Raw genomic sequence first — 22414 nt, forward strand, 5'->3', positions numbered from 1 at the left:
ATTTTAGGCGGTTGCCTGTGTCAACGGTCTTAAATCGAGTCCAGGCGGTCCAGCAGGTACGCGGCGTGCGTCCGGATGGATGCGCGGGTGGCGTCGTCGAGCTTCTGCAGGTTCTTCACCATCAGCGCCGTGCGGGGGCTGGCGGCCAGTTCGGTTTCGTGCCGGTCCAGAAAGTTCCAGTACAGCGTGGTGACCGGGCAGGCCCCCTCGCCGCTGCGCTGGGCCGGGGCGTAGGCGCAGCCCTTGCAGTAATTGCTCATGCGGTCGATGTACTGGCCGCTGGCCACATAGGGCTTGCTGGTGAAGCGCCCGCCGTTGGCGAACAGCGCCATGCCCGCGACGTTGGGCAGCTCGACCCATTCGATGGCATCCACGTAAACGGCCAGGTACCAGTCGGCCACCTGCTGCGGCGAGAGTTCGGCCAGCAGGGCGAACTGCCCGGTGACCATGAGCCGCTGGATGTGGTGGGCGTAACCGTGCTTCAGGGTCTGTCCGATGGTGTCGCGCATGCAGGCCATGCGGGTGTTGCCGGTCCAGTACCAGGCCGGCAGCGGGCGCGCGTGGCCGTAGTGGTTGGCCTCGCGCAGGCCGGGCATGTCCATCCAGTACACGCCGCGGATGAACTCGCGCCAGCCCAGGATCTGGCGGATGAATCCTTCCACCGCCGCCAGCGGCAGGTTCTTCTCGCGCCACGCGGTCTCGGCCGCCGCGATCACCTCGCGCGGATCGATGAGGTGCAGGTTGAGCGCCACCGACAGCAGCGAATGCCAGCCGAACGGGGTGTCGGTCCACATGGCGTCCTGGTAAGCGCCGAAGGCGATCAGGCGCTCGTCGATGAAACGGTGCAGCGCCTGGCGCGCCTGCTCGGGCGTGACCGGCCAGCCGAATTCGCTCAATGAGCCCGGATGATCCGGGAACTGGCGCTGAACCAGGGCCAGCACCTCGCGGGTGATGGCGTCGGGCTCGAAGCGGGCCGGCTCCGGAATCCAGCCCGGACCCGCCTTGGGAAAGCTCTTGCGGTTGTCGGCATCGAAGTTCCACTGACCGCCTGCAGGCTCCTTGCCCTCCATCAGCACGCCGTGCTCGCGCCGCATCTCGCGGTAGAAGAACTCCATGCGCCATTCCTTGCGCCCCTGGGCCCAGCGGGCGAAGCGGGCGCGGCTGCACAGGAAGTGGGTGTCCTCGTGCCAGTGCAGCGGCACCCCGGCCGCGCGGGCCGCTGCCTCGATGCCCTGCTGGAGGCGCCATTCGCCGGCCTCGCAGGCCTGCACCGCCTGCGGTTGGAGTTCGGCCAGCATGGCCTGCAGGCGCTCGGGCAGACCGGGCCGATCGGCGTGGGCCGGGTCGTCGAGCCCGATGTAGGTCAGCGGCCAGCCCCGGGACTGCAGTTCGGCCCGGAAGTGCCGCATGGCCGACAGGAACAGCGCAATGCGGGCCGGATGGCTCCAGACCGCCGTGGCCTCGCCGGGGGCCTCGATCATGAGCACGCGGTCCTGCGCCGGATCGAAGCCGGCCAGGGCCGGGTTGCCGGCCCAGAGCTGGTCGCCCAGCACCAGGACCAGGTGGCGGATGGCGCCGCTCATGGCGCGGGACGGCGGGCCGCGTCGGCGCGGCAGCGGTCGCTGCAGTACCTGACCTGCTCCCAGGTGCGTTCCCACTTCTTGCGCCAGGTCATGGGACGTCCGCACGCCGCACAGGGCTTGCTGGGCAGGCTGGCCTTGTTGCCGCGGAAACCCGATTCGCGGCTCATGCGGGCTGCCCGGCCTCGGCCCGCCAGCGCGAGACCGCCAGGGGGATGTCCTGCAGCCGGCCCAGGGGCCAGTAACCCCGGCCGCCCGATGCCGCGCCCGGACGGCCGCGCACCGGCTTGTACAGCGCCGGACAGGATCCGCCGACCCAGATCTCGACGCCCGGCGGCAGCATCTCCCGCAACTGATCCAGCGCCGCCCGCACATCACGCGGGTTCTGCGCGGCGGTGAAGCTCAGCGCCACCACGTCGGCCTGGGCGGCCGCCACCGCGTTCACCAGGTCGGGGATGGGGGTCTGCACCCCCAGCGGCACGGTGTGGCAGCCCTCGAGCACCATGAAGCACTCGGCCATCAGCAGCCCCAGGCCGTGCTGCTCCCCCGGCAGGGTGGTCATCAGCACGCGGGGTGGCCGGGCGGGCGGCTGCAGCGCCACCATGGCATGGCGCAGGGTGCCCTGCACCACCTCGGTGTAGAGATGTTCCTCGTGCACCGCCAGGCGGCCTTCCAGCCACGACTGGCCCACCAGCACGTTCATGGGGGCCACGCCCTCGATGAGCGAGCGGGCCAGACCGCGTTCATTGATCATGCGCACCAGCGCCTGCCGCAGCCCGGCCGCATCCTGGCGGCGCAGCAGGTCGAGCCAGGGGTGGACGTCGACGCTGCCACCGGAACTTTCGCCGGGCTGCATCTGACGGGCGTCCGGCTGCGTATTGCTGGAGGAGAGGGCCAGCAACCGCTCCAGCGACAGGGGAACGATCTGCCCGGGCCGGTGTCCGGCGTCGATGAGCCGGCGGATGTGGCGCAGCCGGGTGAGGTCGTCGTCGGTGTAACGGCGCTCCCCCAGGGCATCCCGCTGGGGCTGGGGGAATCCGTAGCGCCGCTCCCACACCCGCAGGGTGTCCTTGCCCAGGCCGGTGTCGCGCTCGACATCGGCAATGGTGTGTGGGGCCAAGGGCAGAGCGCTGTTATTTGTCATGGACAACCGATCACAATCGCGTCGCATTATGGAGGTCAACCGATGAATTCACTGTATGAAGCGGGCCAATCCCGAGCAGCCCGTCATCGAATCGCCCGCCTGGGGGCTGCACTGACCGTCGCCCTGGCGGCCCTCGGCACCGTGCCTGCCAGCGCCCAGAACGCGCCGGCCCGCGCAACCGCCGGCACCGCAGCGGCCAACTGCCCGGCCGTGCTGCAGCACCGCTTCGACAGGCTGCAGGACGAAAAGCCCCAGAACCTGTGCCAGTACGCCGGCCAGGTGGTGCTGGTGGTCAACACGGCGAGCTTCTGCGGCTTCACCCAGCAGTACGGCGCACTGGAGTCCCTCTACAGCCAGTACAAGGACCGGGGCCTGGTGGTGCTGGGCTTTCCCACCAACGATTTCGGTCGCCAGGAGCCCGGCAGCAATGCCTCCATCGCCGAATTCTGCGAAAGCACGTTCGGCGTGAAATTCCCGATGTTCACCAAGACCACGGTGGTGGGCACCGCCGCCAACCCGATGTACCAGCAGCTCGCCCAGCGCACCGGCCAGCGGCCGCAGTGGAACTTCCACAAGTACCTGATCGACCGCTCGGGGCAGGTGGTCAAGAGCTACGCCAGCTCGGTGGACCCGAAAGACCCCTCAATCCGGAAGGATATTGAGAAAATGTTGTCGGAGAAATCGTGACCGATCAGTCACAATCAGACCAATCAGTTCAAATACACCCACGATCCGCTGCGGTTTGCCCCGCGGGGACGGGACATCACCCAGGAGCCTTTCGCATGGTCTTGAACATCTGGCGGAACTTCCTCCATCGGGCGGCACTCCATGCCGTCATGGGTGGTGAGCCGGTGGGCAGCCATCCCCCGTTTTCCGAACTGCGAAGTCTGACGGCCCACCCCGGTCGGTCTGCAATCCCGAGGCGTTTCTCCTCCTCCTCCCTCCCTCCCTTGTTCGTTTCGGGGCGCTTCGCAGTTCTTTCTTCTTCCGGTCGGCGCCTGGCGTTGGCCATCGGGGCCGCACGGTGACCGCCATGTACCGTGACCCCCAGACCCCCTCCTCGGCCACCTCGGGCGGCATGCCCGCCCGGCCCATGCCGCGCGTGGCCATCGTCGGCTCCGGCATCTCCGGGCTGGCCGCCGCGCACACGCTGCACGGCCTGGCGGACCTGACGCTGTTCGAGGCCAACGACTACTTCGGCGGTCACACCCACACGGTGGACATGACGCTGCCGGACGCCCAGGGCCGACCCACCACCTTCGGCGTGGACACCGGCTTCCTGGTGCTCAACGAGCGCACCTACCCCAACCTGCTGGCGCTGTTCGCCCAGCTGGGCGTGGAGATAGCGCCGTCGGACATGTCGTTTTCGGTGCAGGCGCCGGGCGCAGCCCCGGGCGGCGGCACGCTCGAATGGAGCGGCTCGAACCTCTCCACCGTGTTCTCGCAGCGGCGCAACCTGCTCAACCCGCGCTTCTGGCGCATGCTGGCCGACATCCTGCGCTTCAACCGCATCACCACCCGGCTGGCCGAGCAGGGTGAAGACCTGCGCGAGAACAGCCCGCTGCTGCAGCCCCTGGGCGACTTCCTGCGCGACCAGGGCTTCTCCGACGAATTCCGCGACTGGTACTTCCTGCCCATGATGGGTTGCATCTGGAGCTGCCCGACCGACCAGATGCTGGCCTTCCCGGTGGCCACCATGGTGCGCTTCTGCCACAACCACGGCCTCATCCAGGTGAGCAACCGGCCCCAGTGGTACACGGTGCGCGGCGGTGCCCGCCACTATGTCGACAAGATCGTGGCCGAGGTGCCGGACGCCCGCCTCTCGACGCCGGTGCGCCAGGTGCTGCGCGACAGCCAGGGTGTGCGCATCGTCACCGACCGCGGCGTGGACCGCTTCGACGCCGTGGTGATGGCCTGCCACACCGACCAGGCCTTGCGCCTGCTGGGCGGCGAGGCCTCGGCCAACGAGCGCGAGGTGCTGGGCGCCATCCGCTACCAGGCCAACCGCGCGGTGCTGCACACCGATGCCCGCGTGCTGCCCGACAACCGCCGCGCCTGGGCCGCCTGGAACTACGAGCGCTCGGCCAGCGCCAGCCGCGAATCGGCCCAGGTCTGCCTGCATTACCTGCTCAACATGCTGCAGCCGCTGCCGGTGCAGCAGCCGGTGGTGGTGTCGCTCAATCCGCAGCGCGAGATCGAGGAGCGTTTCGTGGTGGGTGCCTGGGACTACGACCACCCGGTGTTCGATCTCGCCGCCATCCGCGCGCAGGCCCGGGTGCCGGCGCTGCAGGGCCAGCTGGGCACTTTCTACGCCGGTGCCTGGTGCGGTTACGGCTTCCACGAGGACGGCCTGAAGGCCGGCCTGCACGCAGCCCGTTCGCTCATCGAGCATTTCGGCCTGGTGCCGCACACCGACGACCAGGCCGCCCGCCGTGCTGCCCTGCCGGGGGTGTTTGCATGACGGCGCTGGCGCAGATCGGCTTCGGCCAGGTGCGCCACACGCGGCACCGCCCGCGCCGCAACGCCTTTGCCTATCCCACCTACTTCCTGATGCTGCCCATGCGCAGCCTGCGCCAGAACGGCCCGGGCGCGCTGGCCCGCAACCGTTCCGCGGCCCTGGCCTTCCATGACCGCGACCATGGCGACGGCCGCGAGGATGCGCTGGCCTGGCTGGAATCGGTGCTGGAGGGCCACGGCATCCACGATGCGGACGGAGAGGTCTGGCTGCACACCTACCCCCGCGTGCTCGGCTACACCTTCAAGCCGGTGAGCTTCTGGTACTGCCACCGGGCCGATGGCACGCTGCGCGCCGTGCTGGCCGAAGTCAACAACACCTTCGGCGAGCGGCACTGCTACCTGCTGGACGAGCCCCGCTATGGCGTGCCCTGCGAAGCCGCCAAGGTGTTTCACGTTTCCCCCTTCTGCCCGGTGCAGGGCCGCTACCGATTCGTGTTCATGCGCACGCAGCAAGGCGGGCGCGAGCGCACCGTGGCCCGCATCGACTACCACGACGATGAGCGTGCCGGCTCGCCGGTGCTGCTCAACACCAGCGTGTGCGGCGAACTGCTGCCGCTGGATGCCGCCACCCGCCGCCGTGCGCTCTGGAGCCATCCGGCCATGACGCTGGGCGTGATCGTCCGCATCCACTGGCAGGCCCTGCGCCTGTGGTGGCGCAAGGCCCCGTTTTTCCGCCAGCCGCCCGCACCGGGCGACTTCGTGACCCCTGTCCCGGCCCAGCGGCCGGATGCCGAACCCCGTCTCACATGAACAGCACCACCGCCACCCGACAGCCCGCCGGCTTCGCGCTGCCGCGCAACGCGCCTGCCGCCGCCCGCACCACGCTGCAGCTGCTGCAGCGCCTGGTCCACGGCAGCCTCACGCTGACCCTGCCCGACGGCTCGGTGCAGCGCTTCGGCGGCACCGAAGGCCCGCACGCGAGCATGAAGCTGCACAACTGGAACGTGTGCAGCGCCGCCCTGAAATCGGGCGACATCGGATTTGCCGAGAGCTTCATTGCCGGCGACTGGACCACCCCCAACCTGACCACGCTGCTGGAGCTGATGATCGCCAACCGCCGCGAGGTGGAGGACGTCATCTACGGTTCGTGGTTCGGGCGCCTGGCCTACCGCATCAAGCACCTGCTCAACCGCAACAGCAAGGCCAACAGCCGCAAGAACATCCATGCCCACTACGACCTGGGCAACCCGTTCTACCGCCTGTGGCTCGACGAGACCATGAACTACTCGTCGGCCTGGTTCGAGACGCCGGATCAGGACATGGTCGACGCCCAGCACGCCAAGGTGCGTCGCGCACTGCGCATGGCCGGCGTGAAGCCGGGCGACCGCGTGCTGGAGATCGGCTGCGGCTGGGGCGCGCTGGCCGAGAAGGCCATCCTGGAATTCGACGCCGGCATCACCGGTGTGACCCTGTCGACCGAGCAACTGGAATTCGCGCAGGAGCGCATGCAGCGCATCGGCGGCGCCGGGCGCGCCGACCTGCGCCTGCAGGACTACCGCGACATCCGCGACCAGCCCTTCGACGCGGTCTGCTCGATCGAGATGATCGAAGCCGTGGGCCGCGAGTACTGGCCGACCTACTTCCAGACCGTGGCCCGCCTGCTCAAGGCCGGCGGCCAGGCCTGCATCCAGAGCATCGTGATCGACGACGCCCTGTTCGACCGCTACATCAAGGGCACCGACTTCATCCAGCAGTACATCTTCCCCGGCGGCTGTCTGCCCAGCCCGAGCGAGTTCCGCGCCCAGGCGCGCGCCGCCGGCCTGGAGGTGGTGGACGAGTTCGCCTTCGGCCTGGACTACGCCGAGACGCTGGCCCGCTGGCGCGACCGCTTCCTGCACGAGCAGGACAGGGTGCTGGCCCTGGGCTTCGACCAGCGCTTCATGCGCATCTGGGAGTTCTACCTCGCGTACTGCGAGGCCGGCTTCCGGGGCCGGAACATCGACGTCGTGCAGTACACGCTGCGCAAGCCCGCCTGACCCACCACCGGAGAGCCGGCATGAACATCCGCAACCCATCGCTGCCGACCTCGCTGCTGGCCCCGCTGGTCTGCGCCATGTTTTTGCTGAGCGGGCTGCCGGCGCAGGCCAATCCCCCTGAACCCACCCTTACTGCTGCCCTGCAGGACAAGACCAGCGTCGGTCAGGCGCGGCTGAAGGTGTGGGGTTTCGACGTCTACGACGCCACGCTCTTTGCCCGCCCGGGCTTCGACGCCGCGCGCTTTGGCGAGCAGCGCTTTGCCCTCGAGCTGGCCTACCTGCGCAACTTCGATGGCGCCGACATCGCCGAGCGCTCGATCGACGAGATGCGGCGCGTGGCCCCGCTGGACGAATCGCGTGCGGCGGCATGGCTTAAGGCCATGACCGACCTGTTCCCCAACGTCAAGAAAGGCGACCGCATCACCGGCGTGCATGTGCCCGGCGTCGGCGCCCGCTTCTACCTCAATGGCCGGCTGCTGGGCGAGGTGGCGGATGACGCCTTCTCGCGCCAGTTCTTCGGCATCTGGCTGTCGCCGCGCACCTCGCAGCCCCGCATGCGGGAGACGCTGCTGCAATCGGTGGCGGGCGCCTCGCCCCGCACGCCATGAACACGTCGCAGGACCCGGCAGCACGCTTCATCGGACCGGGCGCCTGGCGCCATGGCGTGGCCTACGGCCTGCTGGGACTGCCGCTGGCCTTCGTGGCCCTGCCGCTGTATGTGGTCCTGCCCAACCACTATGCCCGCGAGTTCGGCGCCCCCCTGGCTGCGCTGGGCGCGGTGCTGCTGGCCGCGCGGCTGGTGGACGCGGTGCTCGACCCCATCATCGGCCGCTGGTGCGACCGGCTCGCGGCGCGCTCGCCCGGCGCCGTGCTGGGGGTGAGCGGCCTGTCGGCCGTGCTGCTGGCCCTGGGCCTGTGGGCCCTGTTCTTTCCACCCGCTGCCGTGCGCGACGGCGGCACGCTGCTGCTGGGATGGGCCGGGCTGGTGATGGCCCTGAGCTACACCGTGTTCAGCGTGATGAGCGTGGCGCACCAGGCCTGGGGTGCCCGCCTGGGCGGCACCGAAGCGCAGCGCAGCCGCGTGGTGGCGTGGCGCGAAGCGCTGGGCCTGTGCGGTGTGCTGATCGCCGCCGTGCTGCCCGGCACCCTGGGTCTGGGCGCCATGGTGGGCAGTTTTGCGGTGCTGCTGGCCCTGGGCTGGTGGGCCTGGAGCCGCAGCATCCGGCCGCCCGCCAGCCCGGATGCCGATGCACCCCGGGCCGTCGCCGGCCCTTCGCCGCTGCGCCAGGGCGCCTTCGTGCGGCTGCTGGCGGTGTTCGTCATCAACGGCACGGCCAGCGCCGTGCCGGCCACCCTGGTGCTGTTCTTCGTGCAGGACCGGCTGCAGGCACCCGGCAGCATCGAACCGGCCTTTCTGGGCACGTATTTCCTGTGCGCGGCCCTGTCGATGCCGCTGTGGGTGCGCATCGTGGCCCGCTTCGGGCTGGCGCGCAGCTGGCTGCTGGGCATGGGACTGTCGGTGGCCGTGTTCGTGTGGGCTGCCACCCTGGGCACGGGCGACATCGCCCCCTTCATCGTGGTGTGTGCGCTCTCGGGCATGGCCCTGGGCGCCGACCTCACCGTGCCCGGCGCGCTGCTGGCCGGCCTGATCGGTGATCTGGGCGAACGTGGCCGGCGCGAGGGTGCGTACTTCGGCTGGTGGAACTTTGCCGCCAAGCTCAACCTGGCACTGGCGGCCGGCCTGGCCCTGCCGGTGCTGGCCTGGCTGGGCTACGAGCCCGGCTCCCGCGACCCGCAGGCCCTCATGACGCTGACCGCCGCCTACTGCCTGCTGCCCTGCGTGCTCAAGCTGCTGGCCGGTGCCGCCCTGTACGGGCTGGTGATCCGCCGACCTGCCCTGCGCGCGCCCCAACCTGTCTGAAACCCCATCTGAAACGGAACCCCATCATGCAACGACGACTCCTGCTGGCAGCCGGTCTGGCCGGTGCCGCCACCCTGGCCGGCTGCGCCGGCCCCCAGGTCGGCCAGTACGCGGCCGAGAAGCCGGTGCTTGACCTGCGCCAGTACTTCAACGGCACGCTGGATGCCTACGGCATCTTCACCGACCGGTCGGGCGCGGTGGTCAAGCGCTTCACCGTGGTGATGCGCTGCACCTGGAACGGAGACGAAGGCGTGCTGGACGAGGACTTCATCTACTCCGACGGCACCACCCAGAAGCGCATCTGGCGCCTCAAGCACCTGGGCAACGGCCGCTACAGCGGTCGCGCCGACGACGTGGTGGGTGAAGCCATCGGAGAGACGCAGGGCAACGCCTTCCGCTGGGGCTATACCCTGGCGCTGCCGGTGGACGGCAAGGTCTGGGAGGTGCAGTTCGACGACTGGATGTACCTCATGGACGACCGCGTCATGCTCAACAAGGCCGAGATGAGCAAGTTCGGCATCCGCCTGGGCGAAGTGACCCTGAGTTTCGTGAAGCGCGCACCATGAACCGCAGCGCGACCGACACCCGAGGGGCCGTGGTGCCCCGTCAGCCCGCCGAGGCCACTGCGCCACCGCGCGGTTTCTGGGCGCCCTTCAACCCGCCGCTGACCGACTGGACCGGCCGGCGGGTGTGGCTGGTGGGCGCCTCCAGCGGCATCGGCGAAGCCTGTGCCCGGGCCCTGCATGCACGGGGCGCGCAGGTGCTGGTGTCGGCCCGCGGCGCCGAGGCGCTGGAGGCCTTTGCCGCCGCGCATGGCGGCAGCCATCCGGCCCAGGCCTGGCCGCTGGACGTGACCGATGCCCAGGCAGTCCGGACCACCGCCCGCTCCATCCTGGCCGAAGGACCGCTGGATCTGGTGGTGTACTGCGCCGGCCACTACCGCGAGATGCGCGCCACCGCCATGGACATGGCCGACCTGGAGCGCCACTGGGCCATCAACTACCAGGGCGCCCTGCATGTGCTGGACGCCGTGGTGCCGGCGATGCTGGCCCGCGGCGCCGGCCACATCAGCCTGATCAGCAGCGTGGCGGGCTTCCGGGGCCTGCCCAAGAGCCTGGCCTATGGCCCGACAAAGGCGGCGCTGACCAATCTGGCCGAGAACCTCTACCTCGATCTCTCGCCGCACGGCGTGGGCGTGAGCGTGGTGCATCCCGGCTTCGTGCAGACGCCGCTGACGGCCCAGAACCAGTTCGAGATGCCGGCCCTGATCACGCCGCAGCAGGCCGCCGATGCCATGCTGGCCGACTGGGGCAAGGGCGCCTTCGAGATCCATTACCCCAAGCGCTTCACCCATTTCATGAAGCTGCTGCGGCTGCTGCCCTACCGGCTGTTCTTCCCGCTGGTGCGGCGTTTCACCGGACTCTGACGCATGGCCCTGGACGACGCTGCGGCCCGCGCCGCCACCGAGCGCATCTGCCATTACTTCGAGCACCTGTCGCCGGCATCGCTGGGCGAGATCGACCGGCTCTACACCGCGGATGCCCGCTTCAAGGACCCGTTCAACGAGGTGCGCGGCACGGCCGCCGTGCGCGGCATCTTCGAGCACATGTACGTCTCGCTGCACGAACCCCGCTTCGTGGTGACGCAGCGCATCGTCGATGGCGCCCAGGTGTTCCTGGCTTGGGAGTTCCACTTCCGGTTCCGGCGCTTCGACACCGAGCGCCCACAGGTGATCCGGGGCGGCTCGCACCTGCAGCTGGCCGACGATGGCCGCATCGCCGACCACCGCGACTACTGGGACGCGGCCGAAGAGCTGTACGAGAAGCTGCCGCTGGTGGGCGCGCTGATGCGCTGGCTCAAGCGCCGCGCCGGCGAGTGATCAGACCGGTCGGGTGTCGATGAAGCTCTGGCGCTGGTTGAGCTTCTCGGCCAGCCGGGCCAGGTTGGGGTAGGGGTCGCGCCAGTTGATCACCGGGAACCGGAAGTCCAGGTAACCCAGGGCGCAGCCCACCGCCAGGTCGGACAGCGAGAGGTGGTTGCCCGAACAGAAGGGCTTGTCGCCCAGCCCCTGGCTCATGGACTTCAGGCTGGCCTCGATCTTCGCGATCTGCCGGTCGATCCAGGCCTTGCTGCGCTGCTGGTCGGTGCGGCCGGCCCAGGTGGCTTCCAGACGGGCCAGCACGGCGGCATCCAGCACGCCATCGGCCAGGGCCTCCCAGGTCTTGACCTCGGCCCGCTCGCGGCCGCCGGGCGGGATCAGCTTGCCCACCGGCGAGAGCGTGTCGAGGTATTCCACGATGACCCGCGAATCGAACACCGCCTCGCCACCTTCCATGACCAGGCAGGGTACCTTGCCCAGCGGGTTGGAAGCCATGATGGTGGTGTCCGGCGACCAGACATCTTCCTGCACGAACTGGTAGTCGAGCTTCTTCTCGGCCATGACGACGCGGACCTTGCGCACGTAAGGGCTGGTGATGGCTCCGATGAGTTTCATGTTGGACGGTAGGGGGTATTGGTGGGACGATCGATTCTAGCGACGCACCCCCCGACGTCGCTGACAGCGGCCCTCCTACAATCCCGGGGATGCGCCCGACCCCTGCCACCCCCGCCTCCGCCCCTGGCTCCTCGGCCAGCCTGTCCCCCATCTCGGCCCTGTCGCCGCTCGACGGGCGCTACGCCGGTCGCCTGGCCAGCCTGCGTCCGCTCATGAGCGAGCTGGGCTACATGCACCGCCGGGTGCAGGTGGAGATCGCCTGGTTCATTGCCCTGTCGGATGCCGGCTTCGAGGAGTTCAAGCCGCTCTCGCCCGGCGCCCGCACCTACCTGCTGGGCCTGGTGAAGAACTTCAGCGAGGCCGACGGCGAGGCCATCAAGGCCATCGAGAAGACCACCAACCACGACGTCAAGGCGGTGGAGTACTGGATCAAGTCCAAGTTCGAGGCCCGGCCCGAGCTGGAGCGCGCCGCCGAGTTCGTGCACTTCGCCTGCACCAGCGAGGACATCAACAACACCAGCCACGCCCTGCAGCTCAAGGGCGCGCGCGAACTGGTGGTGCTGCCGGCACTCGATGCGGTGATCGACAAGCTGCGCGACATGGCCCAGGCCTTTGCCGACGTGCCCATGCTCAGCCGCACCCACGGCCAGACCGCCAGCCCCACCACCGTGGGCAAGGAGATGGCCAACGTGGTGGTGCGCCTGCAGACCGCGCGCGAGCGCATCGCCGCGGTGCGCCTGATGGGCAAGATGAACGGCGCCGTGGGCAACTACAACGCCCACCTGAGCGCCTGGCCCGACTTCGACTGGGAAGCCTTCAGCCGCCGCGTGGTGGAAACCGCCGAACCCTTGGGCCTGGGCCTGACCTTCCAGCCCTACAGCATCCAGATCGAGCCGCACGACTACATGGCCGAGCTGTTCGACGCCGTGGCCCGCACCAACACCATCCTGATCGACCTGTCGCGCGACATCTGGGGCTATGTGAGCCTGGGCTACTTCAAGCAGAAGCTCAAGCCGGGCGAGATCGGCTCCTCGACCATGCCGCACAAGGTCAACCCGATCGACTTCGAGAATGCCGAGGGCAACCTGGGTCTGGCCAATGCACTGCTGCGCCACCTCTCCGAGAAGCTGCCCATCAGCCGCTGGCAGCGCGACCTGACCGACTCCACCGTGCTGCGCAACATGGGCGTGGCCCTGGGCTATGCGGTGCTCGCCTACCACGCGCTGGGCGTCGGCCTGAACAAGCTGGAACTCAACGAGGAAGCCCTGGCCGCGGACCTCGATGCGTCGTGGGAAGTGCTGGCCGAGCCCATCCAGACCGTGATGCGCCGCTATGGCGTGCAGGGCGCCTACGAGAAGCTCAAGGAAGTCACGCGCGGCAAGACGGTCACCGCCGAAGCGCTGCACGGCCTGATCCGCAGCCTGGAGATCCCGCAGTCCGAGAAAGACCGCCTGCTGGCCATGACCCCGGGCAGCTACGTGGGCAAGGCCGCGGAGCTGGCCCGCCGGGTCTGAATTCAGTTGCCGCGCGCCCGTTCGGCGTAGCGGTTGAAGCGCCAGGCATCGCCCTCCAGGGTGATGCGGCGCCAGGTGGCCCGCTTCTCGCCGGGCGTCATTTCGGTCCAGCGCTGCACCTCGTCGAACGACCGGCCGCAGCCTTTGCAGACCTCGTCCCCCTGGCTGGTGGAGCAGATGGCGATGCAGGGCGTGTCCGGCGTGCTGGCGTACCAGGCCATCCAGGCGTCGCGGGCGGCCGGCGGCAGGGTGCGCTCGTCGGCCTCGGTCTCGCGGAAGTACACCAGCAGGGCATACACCTCGGCCAGCGCCCGCAAGGGCGCGGCCAGCGACACGCCGTCGGGGGACGGCGAGCGTTCGCGCCAGTAGTTGATCGCGGCTTCGATGTCGGAGATGTGGATGCCGGCCATGGGGGGTCTGTCGGAGGGAGGCCGATCATAGCCACCCTGCCATCTCCGAGGCGACCGCAGGCCCAAGCGGCTGCGGCAAATGCGTACACCCGAAACACGCGCCGCCGATAAAATGGAGGACTTTGCCGAGGGAGGGGGAGTCCGCGCGTGACGGGCAGGACCTTCGGCCGCAACCCCTGGAGAAACTGCATGGAATTCATGTCCGCCGCCTGGTGGTCAGCGCTGCTGGCCATCATCCTGATCGACCTGGTGCTCGCTGGCGACAACGCCATCGTGATTGCCCTGGCCGCCCGCAACCTGCCCAAGGAACACCAGAAGAAGGCCATCATCTGGGGCACGGTGGGCGCCATCATCGTCCGCTCGGCCATGACGCTGGCCGTGGTGTGGCTGCTCAAGATCCCCTACCTCATGCTGATCGGCGGCATTGCCCTGATCTGGATCGCCTACAAGCTGATCGCCGAGGACGAAGGCGACGGTGACGAGCACGGTCCGGTCGCCACCACCTTCTGGGGTGCCATGAAGACCATCATCATTGCCGACGCCGTCATGGGCATCGACAACGTGCTGGGTGTGGCCGGTGCGGCACAGGGCTCGTTCGATCTGGTGGTCATCGGCCTGCTGGTGAGCATTCCCATCGTCGTGTTCGGCAGCACCGTGGTGCTCAAGCTGGTCGAGCGCTTCCCGGCCATCATGTACGTAGGCGCCGGCGTGCTGGCCTTCACGGCCGGCAAGATGATGGTCAACGAGCAGATGCTCAAGGACATCTTCAAGCCCGAAGGATCCGCCAACGCCCTGTACTGGGCGGTGGTCGCGGTGGTGATCGTGGGCGTGCTGGCCGCCGGCTGGCTGCACAACCGCCGCGCCGCGGGCGGCGCGGCCTCCACCTGATCGGCTCGCCATGGGTCGCCTGATCGTCCGCTGGCTGCTGGCCGCTTGCGCGCTGCTGGCGGTCGCCTACCTCTACAGCGGGGTCGAAGTGCGCAGCTTCACGTCGGCCCTGCTGGCCGCCGCGGTGATCGGGTTCTTCAACATCACGCTGCGGCCGGTGCTGGTCATCCTGACGCTGCCAGTGACGGTGGTCACGCTGGGCCTGTTCCTGTTCGTCATCAACGCGCTGCTGTTCTGGGCCGCTGCCAGCGTGCTCGACGGCTTTTTCGTGGCCGGCTTCGGTGCCGCGCTCCTGGGCTCGCTGATCTATTCAGTGCTCTCGCTGCTCATCGATCAGGCCATGCGGGCCGTCTTCGGTCGCTGACCCCGGCCTTCTGCGCGGGGCTCAGTCCTCGCGCATCGATTCCTTCAACAGCAGCTCCACATCGCGACGGCGGCTGTCCACGATGGCCAGCTCGATCGGATCGGCATTGCGCTGCGCGGGCGGCAGCGCCTGGGCCGCCTTGAGGCGCTCCAGCGCCCCGCTGAAGTCGCGCTGGGCCGCCCGGGCCTCGGCGTCGGCCCGGACCGACCGCAACACCTGACCCTGGGCCTGGTGGGCACGCGACAGCAGCTGCCAGGCCTGGGCATCGCGTGGGCGCGACACCACCCACTCCTGCAGCCGGCCTGCGGCGCGGCCCGGTTCGCCCGTGGCCAGCGCCGCCTGTGCACCCAGCAGCACCGCGGTGCGCGAGCTGCCGGCGAGTGCCGCATCGCGCAGCTCGGCCAGGCGCGGTGAGTGGTTGGGCGAGAGCTGTCCCGGGGCCAGCAGGATCTCCAGCAGCAGCGCGTCGGCCCAGGGACGCCCATCGACCGGCACCTGACGCCGCAGCTGTTCGGCCAGCTCGATGGCCCGGTCGCGCTGACCCAGGCGCAGCGCCGACAGCGCCGCCGCGTAGCGGGCACCCACGCCGGCATCGGCGCCTTGTCCGGTGGCCAGCAGCGCCCGCCAGCGATCGGGACTTTTCTCCGACATCACCTTGGCGCGGGCCGACACCTGGGCATGGAAGGCCAGCGACGGCTGTCCCGGACGCGGTGCGGCCGACGCCAGCGGCCCGACCGGCAGGCGCAGCCGCATGTCGGCAATACGTTCGCCGGTCAGGGGGTGGCTACGCAGGTAGGGGAACGCGCCATCGTCGTTCAGGCGCGAGGCCTGCTGCAGCTTGTCGAACATGGTCACGAAGCCCTGACCGTCGAAGCCGGCATCGGTGAGCACGCCGAAGCCAATCCGGTCGGCCTCGCGCTCCATGTCGCGCGAGAAGTTCAGGGAATTCTGGGCTGCCACTGCCGACCCGCCGATGATCGCCGCACCGGCCGCCTGCGGGTTGGACCCGGCGGCCAGCGCGCCCAGGATCATGGCGCCCAGCATCCATGGTGCCATGCGCTCGTCGTTCTCGATCAGGCGAGCGATGTGGCGTTGCGAGACGTGGCTGAGCTCGTGCGCCAGCACCGAGGCCACTTCTTCCGGCCGCTCGGTCAGCGCAAGCAGCCCCAGGTTCACGCCCAGGTAACCCCCGGGCAGGGCAAAGGCGTTGACGGCCCGCTCCCGCGAGACCATCAGCTCCCAGGCCAGCCGCTCGGACTGCTCGGGCGTGATCTCGCCGCGCTGGCGGGCCGCGGCCATCAAGGGCCGCCACAGGGCCTCGAGGTAGTCGCCCACCACCGGGTCATCGAGGTAATCGGGATCGCGGTAAATGCGGGTGGCGATGCGGTCACCCAGCCGGCGCTCGGCCGACAGCGACATGCCCGACCCCTCCCCCAGACTGGGCAAGGCCTGGGCCCTGGGGCCGTCACGGACCACCTGGGCCGGCAACGGAAAGGCGGTGCTCAGGGCCAGCGCAAGGCCCAGGGAAGCCAGCGGACGGATCTTCATCCCCGTATGATGCCGCCTCCGATGACCGGTTCAACGAACCCCGCGTAAAAGCCGCCCCATGTCTGTCACAGAAACCTCCTCCCAGCCCCTGACCCACTTCGACGCCCAGGGTCAGGCCCACATGGTCGACGTGGCGGCCAAGGCCAGCACCCACCGGGTCGCCGTGGCGCAGGGCCGCATCACCATGCTGCCGGCCACGCTGGCCCTGATCGAAGGCGGTACCGCCAAGAAGGGCGACGTGCTGGGCATCGCGCGGCTGGCCGGCATCATGGCCGCCAAGAAGACCAGCGATCTCATCCCGCTGTGCCACCCGATCGCGCTCACCCGCGTGGCGGTGGACTTCGAGATCGAGCCGGCCACCCACAGCGTGCTGTGCACCGCACGGGCCGAATGCACCGGCCAGACCGGCGTGGAAATGGAGGCACTGACCGCTGCCAGCGTGGCCCTGCTCACCATCTACGACATGTGCAAGGCCGTGGACCGCGCCATGACCATCGACGGCGTGCGCCTGATGGAGAAGATGGGCGGCAAGAGCGGCCACTTCGTGGCCACCTGAACGGCCACCCTGACGTCCGCTCAGTGCGGATCGATCGGCAGGTACTCCACCGGCATGCCGGAGTCGGGATCGATCAATGCGGTCCAGAACAGGTTGCGACCCGCCACCGGCAGATACAGCAGACCTTCCACCGGACGCCCCAGCGCCTTGGCCATGGCCTCGGCGGCGGCACGGGCTTCGGGCTTGCGCTGCAGCAGCTCGGCCAGCGGCTTGGCCTCGGCCCTCACCGCTGCCACGGCATCGGCATAGGGCATCCAGAAATCGGGGCGGGCGCCCAGCGTGAGGCCCCCCAGTTCAGCGAACATGGCATCCGTCTGCTCCTGATCGGAACGGAACGGGCGCACCGCCACGAGCCGGGGACGCCCCATCGGGAGCTGGCGCCACTCTTCCGGAGCTTCAGCCAGCATCTGCGGATTCACATCGACCGCATGAATGACCCGGAATCGCGATACTTCGAAGGCCATGTAGACCGGCCGGGCCTGCACCATGGTCCACAAGCCGTAGCCCAACGCAGCGATCTGCAGCAGGCTGATGAAGGCCACGTCCAACCTGAGCTCCTTCAGCGACTTTTTCGGGCTTGCCACGATCAACGTGGCGGCGGGGCCCAGGATCACGTCGACCGTGACGATGATCAGGAACAACTTGGCACCGCCCGCGAGTTCACGAAAGGGGTGCGGGAACCAGACCAGAAACACCAGCGCAGCCACCAGGGCAGCGATCAGCAGACTGATGGCCAGATGGACTCCGGCCCATTGGATTCGTCGAGACATGAAAAGTAGGCTTTCCCGGGCGTTCAACAGCCCCTCAAACGCCGGAATTATGGTCCCGAGGTGGGCTCAGTTTCAAAGCGGAAAGTTGACAACCGGCCGGCATAGGGCGGCCAATCAATGCCCCTCATGGCTGGATGGGTGCGCTGGTCTCTGGCCCATATGCGCCGGGTCTGCTCGACCAGCTCAGGCGGCGTAACGGCGTTGTAGCGGCGCATCCAGCGCAACGCGTCCTGCGTCCTCCCACCCATGGCAAGCGCCTGTGCGGCGTAGTACATGGCAGGTGCCGTGGTGACTGCGCGCGCGGTTTCTTCCACCCAGTCCAATTGCTCGGACGACAAGGGCTTGGTGAAGTCGGTCCGGTAGAGCACCAGTTCATCGTGCAGCTGATCCAGTACGAGGGGTGGCTTGATGGGACGGTCGAGCCGATAGCCGACGCCCAGATTGTCGAACCGCCACTCGGTGTAGCGCTCCTGGTAGGGAAAGTAATCCCAGGCAGTGACAGCGGCAACCGCCCAGACGCTGAATGCGGCAGCGATCGCTCCTGCACGGCCGAGCTGCATCACAGGAGCGGCACCGCTGGCAGCGCACAGCATGCCGATGCACAGCCCTGCAGGAACCAGCAAGTAAAGATACTGGTGCGGCAGCTCAAGCATCGAATGAACCGTCAGGGACATGAGCATGAGCACTGGTATCAGCAAGGACGGCGTCCGGATGGCGTCTTGCCAGCGGCGCCAACCCCATGCAACGGAGAGGGTCGTGAGCAGGGCCGCCAAGGGGATGCCGACCCACAGTGCCAGATCAAGCAACAGGTTGTGCGCGTGTCCGAACCGCTGTCCTATGTAGATGTCCGGACGGGTCTCGGCCTGCAGGAAATAGGGGTACCCGACATCGGTGATGCCGAATCCCCACCAGGGGCTCTCCAGCACCGCCAGACCGAAGGCCAACCATGCGTCGATTCGTGCTCCATCGATGGCAGACAAACGCCCTTCAGCAGCTCCTCTCACTCCCAACCAATCGGCCACCGCCTGAAAATTCAAGGACCAGACCACCAGCAACGCCAGCATCACCGCCCACACGATGCAAACCCTCGGTCCTGCCCACTTTCGCGCGAACAGCCCCAGTACTGCCGTGCACAGAGCCATCTCCAGCATGCCGGCCCTCGACTGGGTCAGAGCCATGCCCGTCACCACAAGCACAAAGACCAGCAGGAAGATCGGCCCACTCAACCGGCGCTCCACGCGCCACCACGTCAAGCCCAGGAGGGCCCAGACCTGCAAGGTGGCCAGCAGGTTGGGCTGCAGGATGGACCCGGATGGGCGGCTGTCGCTGGCAATCGGCGTGATGAGCATCGACTGGACGGAGGTGATGTCGGTCGTGTACCACTGGAACCATTGGATCAACTGTATGGGCAGATTGAGCAGCGCCGCCATGATCAAGGCCAGCGTCAGGATGCCCATGAGACGCTCGCGAGCCATGCCTCGAATGCTGAAGCCCAGCGCTATCGCAAGGCCCACGGCACCGATGTACGCGCTGGAAATGAAGGCAATGCCCATCTTGGGCAGGATACCGAAGCCCCATTGGACCCAGGGCATGAGCGCAAGCAGCATCACCAGCAAACCGAACGCTGGAAACCCCAAGCCTTGGCGAGCCTGCCAAGCCAGAAGCACGAGCATGGAGCCCAGGGCCACCCCCATGACCAACTCGTGATGGAAGGCGGTCCATGGCAGCTGATGATTGGGTACCAGCCATGCCAGTGCCAGCAGGCATGCCGCCAGAGCATCTTCAAAGGTCTGCAGGCGAAGCGATGGGGCGTTGGTGGTCATGAAGCATTCGAAGCTACAAAAAAAATGGGCCGCTGACGCGGCCCATTTGGTTCCTTCGGAATCAGTTACCGCGGCACGAACCGGGCAGGAAGCGGGCGTCTACAGTGGTACCGTCGGCGGTGGAACCACAGCGCCAGCGAGCGATCACATCCCCGGCCACAGGAGCGTTGTTGGCCGATGTGAAGGGGGCGAGGGTGACAAGCGCACCGGCAGCAATACCGCCGCCAACAGTCGACAGTGTGGCAACTTGGATGATACCGGCGTTGGTCACGGTGCCACCAGACACGAACTGCGTGCGCTGAATGTTGCAGTTGTTACCAACGACACTGGCGACTGCGGTACCCGCCGGCGCGGTCTGGAATGCTTCAGTCAGGGCAGTACGGCACGACGAAGCGGCCAACACGACTTCCGACATGCGGGCGCGGACGGTGTAGTCCTGGTAAGCCGGCAGAGCGACGGCGGCCAGAATGCCGATGATGGCCACCACGATCATCAGTTCGATCAGGGTGAAACCTTTTTGCAGGGTGCGTTTCATGAAGACTCCTCAGAGGGGTTCGGGTTGGGGACACGCATTCACAGCAGGTTGCGTGCCAGCCCGGGATGCCCCACCGAGTGCCCAATAAGTCACGCTTGGCTGGGTTTGTGACAAAAATTGACCTGCGCACGCCGGTGCTGCCGCGCCAATTTTTGTCACCAATCACCCGTTGTCAGTTTCTGCAGGAGCCCGGCAGGTACTTGGCGTCGATCGGATTGCTGCCTGTTGCCGGCCCGCAGCGCCATTCGCTGACGACCTGACCGGCATGGTTGTTGGCGTTGAACGGCCCGCTGGACACGTACGGGCTCAGGCGGATCGACGTGCCGGTCCCGGTGCCCAGGTTGGCTGCATTGCCCACCACGGTGATCGCGGCATTGGTCGCATCCACGCTGACCGACGACACCATCTTGGTGGGTGATACCGAACAGGAGCCGGGCAGCGCAGTGGCCAGCGCCGAAGCCGAGGTGGCATTCAGGATGGTCTCGGTCACCGAGCCCCGGCAGGACGAGGCTGCCAAGATCAGTTCGGACACCCGTGCCCGCACGGTGTAGTCCTGGTAGGCCGGCAAGGCCACGGCAGCCAGGATGCCGATGATGGCCACCACGATCATCAGTTCGATCAGGGTGAAACCGCGCTGGACGAGGGTGGGTTTCGCAGACAAGCTCATGCTGACTCCTTCGGAGAAACACAGCGGCCAAGGCCGCGCCACCGAGGGATTCGGCGACCTTGTCTGAGTACCGGGAGGAAGTCGGCCCATCCGGACGGCCGATGAGGCCGGGACGGTGCAGGACGGGCGGTCGAGCCGGGATCAGAGCTCGAAGGTCTGGCCGGCCTGCAGCCAGCGGATGTCGTGGCGCAATGCGGCGTCGAGCCGCAGGATCTCGGCCATGATGAGCTCGGTCTCGGCGGGCTTGGTGTGGGTGATGCAAATGGGATATCGGGCGTGAGGCGCGATCGAGGCGAGCTCCTCCGCCAGGGTGCCGGGCGCCAGGTGCTGGCTGCGGCGGGCCAGATCGGACTCCCGGTCGCTGAAGGCGGTCTCGATGACCAGCTGGGCCACCGGCAGCTGATTCACGCGTGCCCAGAAGGCCGGGTTGCGGCCGGTATCGCCGCTGAACACCCAGGCCCCACCCTGCCCCCAGGCCGCATAACCCACCGCCGGCACGCTGTGCACGGCAGGCAATGCCTCGACGGTCTTGCGGCCATCGGTCCAGGTGTCGCCCACCTGCAGGGGTTCAAACACCAGCAGGGGGGTCTCAGCGCTGGGGATTAGCGTGAAATCGGGCCAGATCAGCCCGTTGAACAGATGGGTTTGCAGGGCCTCGATGGTTTCGGGCAGGGCGTGGACGGTGACGGCACCGGCACCACGCGTCAGCCGGGCCGACGCCACCGCATCCAGCATCAGCGGCAGGGCCGCCACGTGGTCCAGGTGCGCATGGGTGATGAACACGTGGTCGATGCCGGCCATGACGTCCAGCGGCAGATCGCCCACGCCGGTGCCGGCATCCACAAGGACGTCGTCATCCAGCAGGAAGGCGGTGGTCCGGCAGCCATGCGCGATGGCGCCGGAACAACCCAGAACCTGGACTTTCATGGTGGGCGGGACTCGGGTCGGGCGGAGATGGATCGATCCGCCAGACTAACCTCTGCGGGCACCGCAGAACAGGACTTATTTGGCAAAAACCCGCTTCCCGAAGGCCTCGGGCCAGCGGCAACGGGGTCCAGCCGTCAGAGTAGGACGAACTGCATCTGGGTGCCGGCCAGCTCCAGCAGGTCGCCATCGCGCAGTTCCACGGCCTCTTCACCCAGGGCCTGACCGTTCACCGAAGGACGAACCACACCCTCCACCACCGCCATGACGTAGGCGTTCTGCCGGCGGGTGATGGCGGCCACGGCCACGCCGGGCTTGCCGATGGTGGTGACCACCTTGACCAGGGGCACCTCCCGCCCGGCCGCCGAACCGGACATCACCCGGATGGCCGCGTTGCCCACCGGCGCGGCGCTGGCGCCCACCACGCTGCCGGCGTTGATGACCATGGTCTTTTCGTAAGACTCGGCCGGAACCTCGGCACCGTCCTGAATGAACCGGATCTTGTACTTGCCGATCTCGACCGTGTCGTTGTTGGCCAGCGGCTGCTTCTTGACCGCCTTGCCGTTGACGTAGGTGCCGTTGGTGCTGTTGAGGTCTTCGATGGTGACCGCCGCGCCCGCCATCTGAAGCACCGCATGCTCGCCGCTGACCGCCAGGTTGTCGATGACGATGTCGTTGTAAGGACGGCGACCCAGCGTGGTGCGGTCTTTGGTCAGCTGCACTTCCTTGATGACGACGCCGTCGATGGAAACGATCATTTTCGGCATGGCCGACTCCTGTGTC

General features: G+C 68.0%; 25 protein-coding genes. 13 read left to right on the plus strand and 12 right to left on the minus strand.

All coding sequences use genetic code 11. The annotated features are described in order from the left end of the window. Positions 1-29 precede the first annotated feature (29 nt). The 3 genes from CAP38_RS12085 to CAP38_RS12095 are packed head-to-tail and all read right to left on the minus strand — an operon-like array spanning position 30 to position 2700. Positions 30-1583, minus strand: coding sequence for a cryptochrome/photolyase family protein (locus CAP38_RS12085; RefSeq protein WP_086121649.1), 1554 nt, complete (start codon positions 1581-1583; stop codon positions 30-32). After that, positions 1580-1750, minus strand: a complete 171-nt coding sequence (locus CAP38_RS12090) for a DUF2256 domain-containing protein (RefSeq protein WP_086121650.1) — start codon at positions 1748-1750, stop codon at positions 1580-1582. The genes CAP38_RS12085 and CAP38_RS12090 overlap by 4 nt, the downstream gene beginning before the upstream one ends. Then, positions 1747-2700 carry a MerR family transcriptional regulator gene (locus CAP38_RS12095; protein ID WP_179188541.1) on the minus strand — a complete coding sequence of 318 codons (954 nt, stop codon included), beginning with the start codon at positions 2698-2700 and terminating at the stop codon, positions 1747-1749. The genes CAP38_RS12090 and CAP38_RS12095 overlap by 4 nt, the downstream gene beginning before the upstream one ends. 66 nt (positions 2701-2766) lie before the next feature. Here CAP38_RS12095 and CAP38_RS12100 point away from each other — a divergent pair, with 66 nt between their 5' ends. The 9 genes from CAP38_RS12100 (at position 2767) to CAP38_RS12140 (ending at position 11017) form a co-directional block, all read left to right on the plus strand. Beyond that, entirely contained in the window at positions 2767-3411 is a 645-nt protein-coding gene (locus CAP38_RS12100; RefSeq protein ID WP_086121652.1) for a glutathione peroxidase, read from the plus strand. 406 nt (positions 3412-3817) lie between these two features. Continuing rightward, positions 3818-5185 (plus strand): NAD(P)/FAD-dependent oxidoreductase, encoded by a 1368-nt coding sequence (locus CAP38_RS12105; RefSeq protein ID WP_086121727.1) that lies wholly within the window; start codon positions 3818-3820, stop codon positions 5183-5185. Next, positions 5182-5991 (plus strand): DUF1365 domain-containing protein, encoded by an 810-nt coding sequence (locus tag CAP38_RS12110; protein ID WP_086121653.1) that lies wholly within the window; start codon positions 5182-5184, stop codon positions 5989-5991. The genes CAP38_RS12105 and CAP38_RS12110 overlap by 4 nt, the downstream gene beginning before the upstream one ends. Next, the gene (locus tag CAP38_RS12115; protein ID WP_086121654.1) at positions 5988-7217 is read left to right on the plus strand and encodes a cyclopropane-fatty-acyl-phospholipid synthase family protein; all 1230 of its coding nucleotides are present in this window, start codon (positions 5988-5990) and stop codon (positions 7215-7217) included. Before CAP38_RS12110 ends, CAP38_RS12115 begins: the two co-directional genes overlap by 4 nt. 20 nt (positions 7218-7237) lie before the next feature. Beyond that, entirely contained in the window at positions 7238-7825 is a 588-nt protein-coding gene (locus CAP38_RS12120) for a chalcone isomerase family protein (protein WP_086121655.1), read from the plus strand. Beyond that, complete coding sequence (locus CAP38_RS12125; RefSeq protein ID WP_086121656.1) at positions 7822-9138, plus strand: MFS transporter; 1317 nt, start codon at positions 7822-7824, stop codon at positions 9136-9138. The genes CAP38_RS12120 and CAP38_RS12125 overlap by 4 nt, the downstream gene beginning before the upstream one ends. A gap of 26 nt (positions 9139-9164) precedes the next feature. After that, positions 9165-9704 carry a DUF3833 domain-containing protein gene (locus CAP38_RS12130; protein WP_086121657.1) on the plus strand — a complete coding sequence of 180 codons (540 nt, stop codon included), beginning with the start codon at positions 9165-9167 and terminating at the stop codon, positions 9702-9704. Further along, positions 9701-10564 (plus strand): SDR family oxidoreductase, encoded by an 864-nt coding sequence (locus CAP38_RS12135; RefSeq protein WP_086121658.1) that lies wholly within the window; start codon positions 9701-9703, stop codon positions 10562-10564. The genes CAP38_RS12130 and CAP38_RS12135 overlap by 4 nt, the downstream gene beginning before the upstream one ends. A 3-nt stretch (positions 10565-10567) precedes the next feature. Beyond that, complete coding sequence (locus tag CAP38_RS12140) at positions 10568-11017, plus strand: nuclear transport factor 2 family protein (protein ID WP_086121659.1); 450 nt, start codon at positions 10568-10570, stop codon at positions 11015-11017. Here the strand turns inward: CAP38_RS12140 and CAP38_RS12145 are convergent, their stop codons facing one another. Then, complete coding sequence (locus CAP38_RS12145; protein ID WP_086121660.1) at positions 11018-11632, minus strand: glutathione S-transferase N-terminal domain-containing protein; 615 nt, start codon at positions 11630-11632, stop codon at positions 11018-11020. Between the two features lie 89 nt (positions 11633-11721). On the opposite strand from CAP38_RS12145, the gene purB reads away from it, so the two are divergent. Next, positions 11722-13146 carry an adenylosuccinate lyase gene (gene purB / locus CAP38_RS12150; RefSeq protein ID WP_086121661.1) on the plus strand — a complete coding sequence of 475 codons (1425 nt, stop codon included), beginning with the start codon at positions 11722-11724 and terminating at the stop codon, positions 13144-13146. 2 nt (positions 13147-13148) lie between these two features. On the opposite strand, the gene CAP38_RS12155 is transcribed toward purB, so the two are convergent. Further along, a complete protein-coding gene (locus CAP38_RS12155) occupies positions 13149-13556 on the minus strand; it encodes a DUF3717 domain-containing protein (RefSeq protein ID WP_086121662.1) in 408 nt (135 codons plus the stop codon). 189 nt (positions 13557-13745) lie between these two features. On the opposite strand from CAP38_RS12155, the gene CAP38_RS12160 reads away from it, so the two are divergent. Both CAP38_RS12160 and CAP38_RS12165 read left to right on the plus strand, forming a co-directional pair. Then, a complete protein-coding gene (locus tag CAP38_RS12160) occupies positions 13746-14444 on the plus strand; it encodes a TerC family protein (protein ID WP_086121663.1) in 699 nt (232 codons plus the stop codon). 10 nt (positions 14445-14454) lie between these two features. Then, positions 14455-14808 carry a phage holin family protein gene (locus tag CAP38_RS12165; RefSeq protein ID WP_086121664.1) on the plus strand — a complete coding sequence of 118 codons (354 nt, stop codon included), beginning with the start codon at positions 14455-14457 and terminating at the stop codon, positions 14806-14808. A 21-nt stretch (positions 14809-14829) separates the two neighbouring features. On the opposite strand, the gene CAP38_RS12170 is transcribed toward CAP38_RS12165, so the two are convergent. Continuing rightward, positions 14830-16356 (minus strand): M48 family metalloprotease, encoded by a 1527-nt coding sequence (locus CAP38_RS12170; RefSeq protein ID WP_086121665.1) that lies wholly within the window; start codon positions 16354-16356, stop codon positions 14830-14832. Between the two features lie 58 nt (positions 16357-16414). On the opposite strand from CAP38_RS12170, the gene moaC reads away from it, so the two are divergent. Next, complete coding sequence (gene moaC, locus CAP38_RS12175; protein ID WP_086121666.1) at positions 16415-16912, plus strand: cyclic pyranopterin monophosphate synthase MoaC; 498 nt, start codon at positions 16415-16417, stop codon at positions 16910-16912. Positions 16913-16932: 20 nt separating this feature from the next. Here the strand turns inward: moaC and tfpZ are convergent, their stop codons facing one another. The 6 genes from tfpZ to CAP38_RS12205 all read right to left on the minus strand — a co-directional run bounded on the left by tfpZ (position 16933) and on the right by CAP38_RS12205 (position 22398). Beyond that, complete coding sequence (gene tfpZ / locus CAP38_RS12180) at positions 16933-17682, minus strand: TfpX/TfpZ family type IV pilin accessory protein (RefSeq protein ID WP_086121667.1); 750 nt, start codon at positions 17680-17682, stop codon at positions 16933-16935. 47 nt (positions 17683-17729) lie between these two features. Next, positions 17730-19505: a PglL family O-oligosaccharyltransferase gene (locus CAP38_RS12185; RefSeq protein WP_086121668.1), complete on the minus strand. Its 1776-nt coding sequence runs from the start codon at positions 19503-19505 to the stop codon at positions 17730-17732. Between the two features lie 61 nt (positions 19506-19566). Continuing rightward, positions 19567-20040: a pilin gene (locus CAP38_RS12190; RefSeq protein WP_086121669.1), complete on the minus strand. Its 474-nt coding sequence runs from the start codon at positions 20038-20040 to the stop codon at positions 19567-19569. A 172-nt stretch (positions 20041-20212) separates the two neighbouring features. Next, a complete protein-coding gene (locus CAP38_RS12195) occupies positions 20213-20707 on the minus strand; it encodes a pilin (RefSeq protein ID WP_086121670.1) in 495 nt (164 codons plus the stop codon). 141 nt (positions 20708-20848) lie between these two features. After that, the gene (locus CAP38_RS12200) at positions 20849-21634 is read right to left on the minus strand and encodes an MBL fold metallo-hydrolase (RefSeq protein WP_086121671.1); all 786 of its coding nucleotides are present in this window, start codon (positions 21632-21634) and stop codon (positions 20849-20851) included. A gap of 134 nt (positions 21635-21768) precedes the next feature. Then, positions 21769-22398 (minus strand): FHA domain-containing protein, encoded by a 630-nt coding sequence (locus CAP38_RS12205; RefSeq protein WP_086121672.1) that lies wholly within the window; start codon positions 22396-22398, stop codon positions 21769-21771. Positions 22399-22414 lie beyond the last annotated feature (16 nt).

It is taken from the genome of Hydrogenophaga sp. IBVHS2 (genome assembly GCF_002127215.1).
Taxonomy (GTDB): Bacteria; Pseudomonadota; Gammaproteobacteria; order Burkholderiales; family Burkholderiaceae_C; genus Hydrogenophaga.